General features: G+C 69.0%; 10 protein-coding genes. 3 read left to right on the forward strand and 7 right to left on the reverse strand.

Annotated features, from left to right (window positions below; translation table 11 throughout):
• Position 1 precedes the first annotated feature (1 nt).
• The 5 genes from ESP51_RS17160 to ESP51_RS17180 form a co-directional block, all read right to left on the reverse strand.
• Positions 2-1,285 (reverse strand): ABC transporter substrate-binding protein, encoded by a 1,284-nt coding sequence (locus tag ESP51_RS17160; RefSeq protein ID WP_129522115.1) that lies wholly within the window; start codon positions 1,283-1,285, stop codon positions 2-4.
• Between the two features lie 125 nt (positions 1,286-1,410).
• Positions 1,411-2,535, reverse strand: coding sequence for an ROK family transcriptional regulator (locus tag ESP51_RS17165; protein ID WP_129522116.1), 1,125 nt, complete (start codon positions 2,533-2,535; stop codon positions 1,411-1,413).
• 153 nt (positions 2,536-2,688) lie between these two features.
• Complete coding sequence (locus ESP51_RS17170; protein ID WP_129522117.1) at positions 2,689-3,453, reverse strand: LPXTG cell wall anchor domain-containing protein; 765 nt, start codon at positions 3,451-3,453, stop codon at positions 2,689-2,691.
• 236 nt (positions 3,454-3,689) lie between these two features.
• A complete protein-coding gene (locus ESP51_RS17175; RefSeq protein WP_129522118.1) occupies positions 3,690-4,115 on the reverse strand; it encodes an Hsp20/alpha crystallin family protein in 426 nt (141 codons plus the stop codon).
• A gap of 160 nt (positions 4,116-4,275) precedes the next feature.
• A complete protein-coding gene (locus ESP51_RS17180; RefSeq protein ID WP_129522119.1) occupies positions 4,276-5,064 on the reverse strand; it encodes a transglutaminase-like domain-containing protein in 789 nt (262 codons plus the stop codon).
• A gap of 89 nt (positions 5,065-5,153) precedes the next feature.
• Between ESP51_RS17180 and ESP51_RS17185 the strand changes: the two genes are divergently transcribed.
• From ESP51_RS17185 to ESP51_RS17195, 3 genes are all read left to right on the forward strand, one after another.
• Positions 5,154-6,182 carry an FUSC family protein gene (locus ESP51_RS17185; RefSeq protein WP_129522120.1) on the forward strand — a complete coding sequence of 343 codons (1,029 nt, stop codon included), beginning with the start codon at positions 5,154-5,156 and terminating at the stop codon, positions 6,180-6,182.
• A gap of 66 nt (positions 6,183-6,248) precedes the next feature.
• Complete coding sequence (locus tag ESP51_RS17190; RefSeq protein ID WP_129522121.1) at positions 6,249-7,346, forward strand: DUF2207 family protein; 1,098 nt, start codon at positions 6,249-6,251, stop codon at positions 7,344-7,346.
• Positions 7,343-8,050, forward strand: coding sequence for an alpha/beta hydrolase family protein (locus ESP51_RS17195; RefSeq protein ID WP_129522122.1), 708 nt, complete (start codon positions 7,343-7,345; stop codon positions 8,048-8,050). The genes ESP51_RS17190 and ESP51_RS17195 overlap by 4 nt, the downstream gene beginning before the upstream one ends.
• On the opposite strand, the gene ESP51_RS17200 is transcribed toward ESP51_RS17195, so the two are convergent.
• On the reverse strand, positions 8,002-8,361 hold the full coding sequence (locus ESP51_RS17200) for an HNH endonuclease (RefSeq protein WP_164990577.1): 360 nt from the start codon (positions 8,359-8,361) through the stop codon (positions 8,002-8,004). The genes ESP51_RS17195 and ESP51_RS17200 overlap by 49 nt on opposite strands.
• Before the next feature lie 188 nt (positions 8,362-8,549).
• Entirely contained in the window at positions 8,550-10,862 is a 2,313-nt protein-coding gene (locus ESP51_RS17205) for an ATP-binding cassette domain-containing protein (protein WP_129522123.1), read from the reverse strand.
• Positions 10,863-11,156: the final 294 nt, after the last annotated feature.

The following is an 11,156-nucleotide window of genomic DNA, read 5'->3' on the forward strand; positions in this document are numbered from 1 at the left end:
GTCACCCGTTCGTGAGCTCGAAGCCCGTCGTCTTCATGTCCTTGACGACGGCGTCCTGGGTGGCGATGAACGCGTCACGCCACGGCGTGCCGTTCTCGATGGCCTTGCTCAACTGGTCGGTGAACGTCGTCTTCGCGAAGCTCACGTTCGGCCCCCAGGTGACGGGGATCGTTTCGGCGGAGATTTCGGCGGCGACCTCGTAGAAGTCCGCCTGCTGGGGCATGAGGGTCGGCGGTTCGTTCTCCGCCGCGGCTTCCTGGCCGGCGATCGCCGCGGGGTAGGCGTTCTGCTCGCTGAGCACGAGCTCGGAGCCCTCGTCGCTCGCGTTCAGCCACTTGGCGAACTCGATCGCGGCATCTGCGTGCTCGCTCTCCTTCGTGACGATGACCGCCGAACCGCCCTGATACGCCGCGGCCTTCTCGCCCGGAGTCCACTGCGGCAGCGGTGACATCTCCCAGGAGCCGGCGGTGTCGGGGGCGACGCTCTCGATCACGCCGGGCGCCCAGAGGGCGGACGGCCACGAGAGGATCGTGCCCTCGTTGAGCATCTTGTTGTACTCGGGGGTGAGCAGCGGGTCGGTGAGAATGAGGTCGTCCTTCGCCATCTGGTCGAAGAAGTCCGCCACCTCGAGGGAGGCCTCGTCGGCGATGCCGACCGTCCACTCGCTCCCCGACACCGACCACCACTCCGATCCGGCCTGGGTCGCAACGCCCGCGTAGAACCCGAGCTCGCCGGGAGGGATCGAGGCGATGTACGCGTTCGGATCCGCGGACCGCACGGCGGCTGCAGCCTCTCGGAACTCAGCCCACGTCGTGGGCGCGGGAATGCCGAACTCGGCGAGCTTGTCGGCGCGGTAGATGAGGGACATCGGGCCGACGTCCTGCGGGAGTCCGAAGACCGATCCGTCGAACGTGGTCTGCTGCCAGGTTCCCTCGGTGTACGCGTCCTGTACGTCGGCGACGGCGTCGGTCAGGTCGAGCGGCACGTCGGCGACGATCAACGAGGGCAGGGTCGTGTACTCGACCGCCGCGAGATCGGGCGCATTGCCCGCCCGGCTCGCGGTCAGGATCTTCGCCGCGGACTCGTCGCCGCCACCGGCATCCGTGTAATTGACCTGGATCTCGGGATGCTCCTCGTTCCAGATGTCGACGATCTTCTGGGTGTCGGGAGCCCAGGACCAGAACTCGAGCGTCACCGATCCACTGTCGGACGGAGTGGAGCATCCGGTCAGGGCGGCGGCGGATACGGCGAGGACGCCGATCGATGCCAGTACGCGTGAGCGCATAGATATCTCCTTTGATACGCGGTGCGGATTGCGCCCGGCCGATCTCCCCCCGGCTGGACGAGACCCAGCCTGAAGTACATCGGGGAGTTTGTCAATCGATGAAACAAACTCGGTCGTATTCGAACCTAGGAGAGCACGCTCCTGATTGCGAGCACCGCACCCGCTCGCGCCCACTCCGAGAAGTCGAAGGGCTGGACGTCGAGGTTCACCGTGCTGCCGGTGTCGAGTGCCTCGTCCATTGCGTGGTGTACGCGGTCGGCCGCGAGCTCGTAGATGGCGAGTCCGTCGCCGCTCAGGATGACCTTCTCGGGATCGATCGTGTTGACGACGAGCGCAATGAGCGCACCGAGTGCGACGCCGGCGTCCTCGAAGGCCCGGCGCGCAGCCGGATCACCCTCGCGCGCTCGACGCAGTGCGCCCTCGTAGTCGAGTGGCGCGCCGCCGAGCGCCGTGACGATCGCGTCGTTCACGAGATAGGTCGACGCGCACCCACGATGCCCGCGCTTGCAGATCGGACCGCCGGAATCGATGATGACGTGGCTGAGGCGACCGGGTCGACCGTGCGCACCCGTGACCACCTGGCCGTGCACGACGAGCCCGAACCCGAGTCCGATGCCCACGGTGAGCAGCGCCATGGAGTCGAGGCCGGCACCCGCACCGAACCAGTGCTCGGCGGCGGTGAGGGCGAGCACGTCGTTCTGGGCAGCGCTCGGGTGGCCGGTTCGCTGCTGCAAGAGGACACCGAGCGGAACGTCGCGCCAGCCGAGGAACGGCGAGACCGTGACGATCCCTTCCCCGCCGCGGTTGGCGACGTCGCCGGCCAGGCACACGCCGATCGCCGTGAGGCCCGGATGCTCGACCTCCATTCGGGCGGCCACCGCGGCGATCTGGTCGACGACATCGTCGACCTCCGTGGTGACGAGCGGCTCTTCGATCGACGACAGGATCCGGGCGCCGAGGTCGGTGACGACGGCGTAGAGCGTGTCGCCCGTGAGCTTGACGCCGAGGAACCGCCGGGTATCTGTGCGCAGCTGCAGCATCTCAGAGGGGCGGCCGGTCGTCGCGCGCAGTTCCGTGGCACCCTCGGAGAGGAGCCCGGCTTCGACGAGCGTGCGGGTGATGCGGGTGAGGGTCGCCCTCGAGAGGCCGAGCCGACGGGCGATCTCGGCCCGCGGGAGCGGCCCGTGGATGAGCACCTCGAGCAGGGCCCCGCGCTCGGCGGGGGCGAGATCGGGCCACGCTGAGCGCATTCGTCCTCCATCGGATCAGCCCGGCTGGGTGGCTGCTCGGCGACCGAGCTTGTTTCACCTTGATACTAACTACTGCGGCGACCTGCCGAACGGGTCGGTCCCCGGCCGCGCCGCACTGGGCTCGCGGCCGGGGACCGATATGTGCTTTGAGCGTCAGCGCGCCGCGCGTCGACGCCGGCTCATGACGAGCGAACCGAGCAGGAGGAAGGCGCCGGCGAGCACCGCGGCAGCGTTCGCCTCGACGCCGGTCTCTGCGAGCCTGGGAGCGCCGGGAGTCGGCGCAGCCGGGGCAGCGGGGGCAGCAGCGGCGGTATCCACGACCTCGATGGTCACTGATGCGGTCACCTCTCCGACACGTGCGGTGATCGTGTGCGGGCTCGCGGTCGGGAACGTGACGATGCCGCCGGCCTTGATGATGTCGGTCGGCACGGAGCTCGTGATCACGGCGTCATCTCCCGCGCCGAAGACGGTGCCCCACTCGTCGACACCGGTGACATCGAACGTGAGTGTGCCGCCCTTCACGACCTTCAGTGCGCTCGGGATTATGGAGAGTTCGACAGGGTCGCCGATGACGGTGAGCTCGGTCATGCCGTAGTACTGACCGCTCCGCACGAAGACGGTGCGCGGGCCGCTCTGCGTTCCCGAGACCTTCTCGCCGTCGATGACGTCGCCTGCGAGGTCGGTGCTGAGCGTGTACTCGAGGTCGGGCTGGGGATCTGCCGGCTCTCCGAACTCGTCAACGAAGGTGACCTCATAATCCACCACTTCGCCTGCCCTGGCGATGTAGTCGGCGGGTGTGAGCACGAGCCGCTGCTCTTCGACCGGCTCCTCTGCCGACGCCGGTGCGGCGACCGCAGCGAGGCTCAGGGCGGACGCGAGTCCGATGGTCAGGACGGCGGCGATGGCGCGATGTTGCATCACTGGCGGTGGGTTCCCCTCAAGAACGGTTCGGCCGTCGGCGAGCGCTTGCGACCATGTGATCTGAAGATATCCGGCGCCTGCTCGCGAATTGATCACTGTCGGGTCACGATTCGACGCGTCGGGCGCGCTCGGCACCCCCAGAACGAGTCACCCGCACGGCGAACGGCGAAGCCCGCCCTGCCTGGGCGGCAGGGCGGGCTTCGCGGGCGTGGTTGCCGGTGGGTCACCCTGGCCTAAGCCGTGACCTCCTTCTCGGAGCGCTGAGCGGCCTGCACGGCCACCTTGCGCGGCTTGGCCTGTTCACTCACCGGGATCACGACGCTCAGCACGCCGTTCTCGTAGTGTGCGCTGATGCCCGCAGTGTCGAGGCCGTCGCCCAGCGTGAGCTGGCGCAGGAACGACCCGCTCGGCCGCTCGCGCACGAGCCACTGCGTCTCCTCTTCGGAACGCAGGGTGCGCTCAGCGCGAATGGTGAGCAACTGCCCGTCGATGTCGACGTCGACCGAGCCCGGGTCGACACCCGGAAGGTCGGCGTTCAGCACGTAGTGATCTCCGTCACGGTGCAGGTCGATGGGCATGACCCGCGGTCCCTGCCTCGAGTCGAGCATGCTCGTAGCGAGGCGATCGAGCTCACGGAACGGGTCCCAGTACATGGCCATGGCTACTCCTCCCTAGTGCCGCGTTGCGGCGGTTGTTCAAGACTTGAGTCGATGTCGCTCAAGTACCTTCAGATTAGCACTCTCACCATGAGAGTGCCAGAAGCCAATCGTCAAGAATTTGCGGAAAATCCGGAGCCGGATGTCGCCGCAAGAACTCAGCTCAGCGCAGCTGCACGAGCTCCGTGATGTCGTCGTCGGGCAGCACGTCGGCGACGGCGGAGACCTCGATCGCCTCGACCGTCACGTTGCCGCCGTATGAGCTGAGGAACGCCGTGTCGGCGGCATCGCGCCCGGTGGCGATGCGCACGAGCGACGAGCGCGGGGCGAGCGTCGTCGCATCCACGACGTGCCACGCGCCCTCGACGTGCGCCTCGGCGACGGCGTGGAAGTCCATCGGGTCGAGGCCGGGCGCGTACACCGCAGCGAGGCGGGCTGGCACGTCGAGCGCCCGCAACAGGCCGATCACGAGGTGCGCATAGTCGCGGCACACGCCCTCGCCGCCGAGGAGCGTGCGGATCGCGCCATCCGTCGGCAGGCTCGACCCCGGCACGTAGATGAGGCGAGTGCCGACCCACGAGCTCACCGCCGCGAGGAGCTCCCGGCCCTCGAGACCTGAGAACTCTGCTCGCGCGGTCGCGGCGAGGTGGTCGGCCTCGCAATAACGACTCGGCCGGAGGAATTCGAGCAGCTCGAGCTCGGTGACGGATGGCGCCTCGGCCTGCACCTCGATCCTGGCCGAGTAGCTCATGGTGACCGAACCTGCCGCGACGTCGACGATGTGGATGCGGCTGCCCGCGGCATCCGTCACCTCACGCGGTTTCACCAGCGCGCCGTCGTGCCGAAGCTCGAAGCGCTCCTCGGCCGGGCGGTCGGCCACGGCGACGATGAACGCGAGGCGCGCGAGGTCGTCGACGTGGAGGGCGAGTTCGGCGGACACGGTTCGCTGCATAGGGAGCCCTCGTTCGAGCGGGCGGAGCGTGCCGAGCGGCACTGCTCCATTCTCGCCCAGCACGTGCGTGCCACGGCTAGCCTTGGCGCATGAACTTCACCGCGACGTTCCGGGCGACGAAGCGTGTGCCGATCCTGCAGGTGCTGAAGGCAGCGGTCGCGACGATCGCGGCATGGCTCGTGGCCGGCTGGCTGATCCCCGGGCCGCTGCCGGTGTTCGCGGCGATCGCCGCGCTGCTCGTCGTGCAGCCGAGCGTCAACCAGTCGTTCGGCAAGGCGATCGAGCGCAGCATCGGCGTGATCCTCGGCGTCGTCATCGCGACGGGCATCTCGCTCGGACTCGGCCAGAGCAGCTGGATCATCCTCGCCGCCATCATGATCGCGATGCTCGTCGCGTGGGCGCTCAAGATGACGCCCGGCACCTCGAACCAGGTCGCGATCAGCGCGATGCTCGTGCTCGCGCTCGGCTCCGCGTCGCCCGAGTACGCGGTCGACCGCGTGATCGAGACGCTCATCGGCGCCGCGATCGGCATCGTCGTGAATGCGCTCATCGTGCCGCCCGTGGCTGTGGCGCCCGCCCGAGGCGAGGTCGCGTTGCTCGGAGGCGAGCTCGCGGCATCCGTCGACCGCCTCGCCGACGCGCTCGAGCAGCGACGGTCGCCCGGCGCGGTCGATGCGCTCATGATCGAGGCCCGGCTGCTGCGACCGATGCGGGATGCCGCCGATTCCGCGATCGCCGCCGGCGAGGAGTCGCTCACCCTCAACCCGCGCCGGTCGGCGCATCGCTCGGAGCTCGTACAGCTGCGGGAGCTGCTCGAACGCCTGAGCCCCATCGTCACGCAGGTCATCGGCATGACGCGCGCCTTCGCCGACCACTACGACGACGCACTGCACGACGAGCCCACGGTGCGTGCGATCGCCGAGCAACTGCGACGGGTCGCGCACGACGTGCGCCTGCTCGTGCGCGTGGCCGAACCCGAGCCCGAGCCGATGACGTCGGAAGTGCCCGCGCTGACGTCGGCGCTCGTCGTGGCGCCGCCCAGGTCAGGTCACTGGATCCTCGTCGGCTCGCTCATGGAAGACCTGCGGCGCATCCGCGGCGAGCTCGTGGGCGACTAGCTCAACAGCCACCCGGCCTGTGACGTGAGCCTCCCTCACGCGGCGACGTCTCCCTAGACTGGGCGCGTGCTCTTCGCCGTCATCGTGTTCGCGGTCATTCCCGCGTTCCTCATCCTCGGGCTCGGCCTCGCCGCGCGCGCCGTCGCCGCCCAACGGGTGACCCCGCGCGTCGTGCAATACGCGCCCGAGCGCGGGTCCACGGTGTTGCGCGACGCGTTGCTGCTCGAGGCCGACCGGCGCGCGGCATCCGCTGCCCTCATCGATCTCGCGGTGAAGCGCAAGGTGAAGATCGTCGCGGGCAGCAGGCGAGAGCCCATCGGCGTCGAACTCGCATCGAATGCCATCCTCACCACCGAAGAGGTGGCATTACTCGAGGTACTGTTCGGCCCCGAGCACATCCCGGGGCGCGTGCGCCGCTTCTCGTCGGCCAGGCGGGCTCTCGGCAGCAGGCTGCGCACCCTCGTGTTCACCACCGAACACGCCCTCGCTCGCGATGGCCTCATCGCCGAGCGACGCATCACCTGGCCTGGCGTCACGCTCACCGTGCTCGCCTACCTCGGCATGCTCGTCGAGGTGCTGTTCCTCGTCTTCACCATCGTCGATGGCGACTGGACCGCCCTCGTCATGACGATCGTCGCCGTGGCGGCAACCGTCGCCACGATCTTCGTCACGCCCGCGTGGTGGCGGCACTTCCTTCCGCCGTCGCAGCCGAAGCGAGAGCATCTCGCGGGGCTGCGGCAGTACATGGAGCTCGCCGAGGCCGATCGGCTGCGGGTGCTGCAGTCGCCGAGCGGCGCGCTGCTGCGGGAGACGGATGCCGCGAGCGCGTCCACCCCCGCGCGCTCGCCGGGCGGCGACGAGCCCCAGCCCGATGCCGCCGCCGAGCCCCTCACCCGGTTCCACCTGCACGAGCGTCTGCTCCCCTACGCCGTGCTCTTCGGACTCGAACGCGAGTGGATCGCCCAGCTCAAGCTCGACGCCGCCGTCGTCGAACGCACCAACCTCGACACCGTGGGCGATCTCCTCGACGTGACCACCGACCTCGCCGCCGTCTTCGACGCGGTCGGAAGCCTCAGCGAACTCCCCGCGGCGGTCGGCGATCTCACCGACGGCGCCGGTTCCGTCATCACTGCGGTGAGCGACATCTTCGACCTGTTCCCATGACGACCGAGCAGCACATCACGATCGACGTCGACGGCACGCCTGTGTCTGGGGTCTACGCGCGCCCAGCGGATGCCGCGGCCACGATCGTCGTCGCCCACGGCGCGGGCGCCGGCATGGAGCATCCGTTCATGGCCGGCTTCACGCGGGCGCTGAACGACGACGGATTCGCGACGCTGCGCTTCAACTTCGCCTACCGAGAGGCGGGCCGCCGCTTTCCCGATCGCCCTCCAGCTGCCATCGCGGCCTGGCGGGCGGCGACGGATGCCGCGGCCGCTCGCGGCGCCGACGGTGAGGCGATCTGGGCATCGGGCAAGTCGTTCGGCGGCCGCATGGCCTCGATGGCCGTCGCCGACGGCATGGCCGCTGCAGGACTCATCTACCTCGGCTACCCGCTGCACCCGCCCGGCAAGCCCGAGGCCGTGCGCGACGAGCACCTCTACGGCATCACCGTGCCGATGCTGTTCCTGCAGGGCACGAACGACCCGTTCGCGTCGCCGAACGAGCAGCTCGACGCGGTGGTCGCCCGCATCGGGCCGACGGCGACCCTGCAGTGGCTCGAGGGCGGGGGGCACTCGTTCGAGGTGAAGGGGGCGAAGCGGCCCGCCGCCGAGATCGGCGCTTCGCTCGCGGAGCCGGTCGCGTCATTCGTGCGGTCTCATTCCGATCCGCCGAACCGCAGCGCCAGCGCCGCCCCGATCTCGTAGTGGCGCAACAGGAAGGCGCGCTCGTCGAGCCGCTTGCGCCGGAGCCAGGACGTGACCTCGTCGTTGCACTTGCTCGCGTTGCACGAGCCGCAGGCCGGGGCGATGTTGTCGAGCGTGTAGCGTCCGCCGCGTGAGATCGGCAGCACGCAGTCACGCTGCAGCGGCTTATCGGTCGCGCCGCAATAGGCGCAGCCGTTCCACGCGTCCTTGAGCGCGGTCCACTGCTCGTCGCTGAGGTCGTGCGTGACGCGTGCCATCCGGCGCTTGCGCCGTCGCGCGTAGGTGGCCTTGCGCTTGCGGTTGACCACCATGGCGCCAGAGTAACCCCGCAGCTCGCTCAAGCCCGGGCGTACGCGCCGCGCCCCGGTGGTCGAGTAGCGCCGCCGAAGGCGACGCGTATCGAGGCCACCCCGGGGCAGCGTGGTTTCGATACGGCTGCTTCGCTGCCTACTCAACCACCGGGGGTGGGTGGTTTCGATACGGCTGCTTCGCTGCCTACTCAACCACCGGAGGTCGCACCCACGCGGTCGCCCGCCCCGACGTAGGCCGCGAGGTGCCGGGCCGTGAGCGTCGCGGCATCCGTCGACGCCGACTCGACGAGCTCGGCCGGCGTGCCCTCGAACACGATGCGGCCGCCGTCGTGGCCGGCGCCCGGGCCGAGGTCGATGATCCAGTCGGCGTGCGCCATGACGGCCTGGTGGTGCTCGATGACGATGACCGAGTTGCCGTCGTCGACGAGTCGGTCGAGCAGGGCGAGCAGCTTGTCGACGTCGGCGAGGTGCAGGCCCGACGTCGGCTCATCGAGCACGTAGATCGAGCCCGCCTTCGCCATGCTGATGGCGAGCTTCAAGCGCTGCCGCTCGCCGCCCGACAGGGTGTTGAGCGATTGTCCGAGACCGAGGTAGCCGATGCCGACGTCGCTGAGGCGCTGGAGCACGGCACGGGCGGGCTTCTCTTCGAAGAACTCGAGCGCCTCGTCGGCCGAGAGGTCGAGCACCTCGCTGATGTTCTTGCCGCGCAGCGTGTAGCCGAGCACCTCGGCCGTGAATCGCTTGCCGCCGCACTCCTCGCAGACGCTCGCGACGCCGGCCATCATCGCGAGGTCCATGTAGACGAGCCCGATGCCCTTGCAGTTCGGGCACGCGCCCGCGGAGTTCGCGCTGAAGAGCGCCGGCTTCACGCCGTTCGCCTTCGCGAACGCGGTGCGGATCGTGTCGAGCAACCCCGTATAGGTCGCGGGGTTCGAGCGCCGCGAGCCGCGGATCGGCGACTGGTCGACGACGACGACGTTCTCGTGCTTCGGCACGTTGCCGTGGATGAGCGACGACTTGCCCGAGCCCGCCACCCCCGTCACGACGGTGAGCACGCCGAGCGGGATGTCGACGTCGACACCCTGCAGGTTGTGCTGCGTGGCGCCGCGGATGGAGAGGTGCCCGGATGCCCCGCGCGTTGCATCACGGAGCTGCGCGCGGTGGTCGAGATGGCGCCCCGTGAGTGTGTCGGAGGAGCGGAGGCCCGCGACATCCCCGGCGAAGCAGATGGTGCCACCGGCCGTGCCGGCACCCGGGCCGAGGTCGACGACGTGATCGGCGATCTCGATGACCTCGGGCTTGTGCTCGACGACGAGCACGGTGTTGCCCTTGTCGCGCAGGCGCACGAGCAGCTCGTTCATGCGCTGGATGTCGTGCGGGTGCAGGCCCACCGTGGGCTCGTCGAAGACGTAGGTGATGTCGGTGAGTGGAGAACCGAGGTGCCGGATCATCTTGACGCGCTGTGCCTCGCCGCCGGAGAGCGTGCCGGAGGTGCGGTCGAGGCTGAGGTAGCCGAGCCCGATCTCGACGAACGAGTCGATCGTCTGCTTGAGCGTCTCGACGAGCGGGCCGATGGCCGGGTCGGTCAGGTCGTCGAGCCAGCCGGCGAGGTCGGAGATCTGCATGGCTGCGGCATCCGCGATGTTGATGCCCTTGATCTTGGACGAGAGAACTTCCTTATTCAGGCGTGAGCCGCCGCACTCGGGGCACGCCGTGAAGGTGACGGCGCGATCGACGAAGGCGCGGATGTGCGGCTGCATCGCGTCGCGGTCTTTCGAGAGCAGGCTCTTCTGCACCTTGGGCACGAGGCCCTCGTAGCTCATGTTGATGCTCTGCACCTTGACCTTGACCGGCTCTTTGTAGAGGAAGTCGTGGAGCTCCTGCTCGGTGTAGTCGCGGATCTTCTTGTCGGGGTCGAGGAACCCCGATTCGCTGTAGATGCGCACCTGCCAGCCGTCGGCCGTGTAGCCCGGGATCGTGATCGCGCCCTCGGCGAGCGACTTGTCGCGGTCGACGAGCTGGTCGATGTCGATGTCGTTGACCTCGCCCATGCCCTCGCAGCGCGGGCACATGCCCGCCGGCACGTTGAAGCTGAAGTGGAAGCTCGGGCCGACGTAGGGCTTGCCGAGGCGGCTGAAGATGATGCGCAGCATTGCGTGCGCGTCGGTCGCCGTGCCGACGGTCGAGCGCGAGTTGGCGCCCATGCGCTCCTGGTCGACGATGATCGCCGCGCTGATGTTGCGGAGCGAGTCGACGTCGGGCCGCGACGGCGAACCCATGAACGACTGCAGGAACGCCGAGTAGGTCTCATTGATGAGCCGCTGCGACTCTGCCGCGATCGTGCCGAACACCAGCGACGACTTGCCCGAGCCCGAGACCCCGGTGAACACCGTGAGGCGGCGCTTCGGGATGTCGAGCGAGACGTCTTTCAGGTTGTTCTCGCGCGCACCCCGAACCTCGATGAGGTCATGCGTGTCGGCGAGGTGGTTCGTGTCGGTCATGCGTTCTGCTCCCCCGGGTCCGAGGTCGATTCAAGCACGACCGGCTGACGTGCGGGCGGATTCGCGGCCATCGCGACATCGACCGACGCCGACGCCGCGATGGCCGCGTTCCCGGGGCCTCAGGCGACAGATATTACGGTCCGGAGAACTCGGCCGGAACGCCCGATTCGGCCGCCTCCGGCGAGCGTACGCTGAGGCCATGCCCGACACGAACGGCCGCGCGCGGCGGTGGCCGCTGCCCGCTGCTGCGGGGGCGGCATCCGTCGCCTTCGGAGCCGGCGTCGGCGAGCTCGC

It is taken from the genome of Agromyces albus (assembly GCF_004134825.1).
Lineage (GTDB): Bacteria > Actinomycetota > Actinomycetes > Actinomycetales > Microbacteriaceae > Agromyces > Agromyces albus.